This is a genomic window from Marinagarivorans sp. (assembly GCF_982758155.1).
The window spans coordinates 20,203-20,848 of sequence record NZ_CEXWTU010000071.1 but is presented as its reverse complement, the minus strand read 5'-3'; the positions used below and the strand labels follow the sequence as shown (position 1 = coordinate 20,848).

General features: G+C 47.7%; 1 pseudogene. It reads right to left on the bottom strand.

Annotation, left to right across the window (positions count from 1 at the left end):
• Nucleotides 1-259: 259 nt before the first annotated feature.
• A pseudogene (locus tag AC3A8L_RS09970) lies at nt 260-646 on the bottom strand (hypothetical protein); the annotation flags it as partial.

Here is a 646-nt window from a genome sequence, read left to right as displayed (position 1 = left end):
CCTGAAGTTCAAACACTGTGAGTCCTTTTACCTTCAATGATTGTGCTTGCGTGTTGCTAAGCACTCATAAGTGTAACTTTACCAGCCAGGCGACCTATCCTTTGGTGTTTTAGCGGTATGCATTGCTGTACACATTAAATTGCGTTTTTGGATGTACAAACGGTGGGATTCTATCGCGACGGGACGATAGAGGGAAGTGCCGAGCGCAAATCAAATGGTATGGGGTGTGATGAGGTCCATACCATTTGATTTCGATTGATTAAAGCGTGCTTTGCTGCGGCAAAAAGTAAAAGGTACCGCCTTCGTGGCCGGCTTCACGAATAGGGCGCATTTCGGGGGTTTGCGGCATTTTCAGTCTGGTGCTTACATCACCGATGTTGATGGCTAGATGCGAAAATAAATCACTGTCTTTAAGTAGCGTGTCATTACTTTCTAAGGCGTCAACTAGGGCTTTTGTAAAGATTGAGTTGTGTTGCGCGGTGCCATCTAAAACGGGTTTGTTACCACCCGAGGAAATCACTACGCGCGCACGCTTGCTTAAGCCTGATTTAATCACGGCTTCGTTGAAGTTACCGCCGCCTAGGCCAAACAATAATGAACTTTGCTCTGCCCCCAAGCCGCCGGCATAACACGAGTCGGCAAGGAC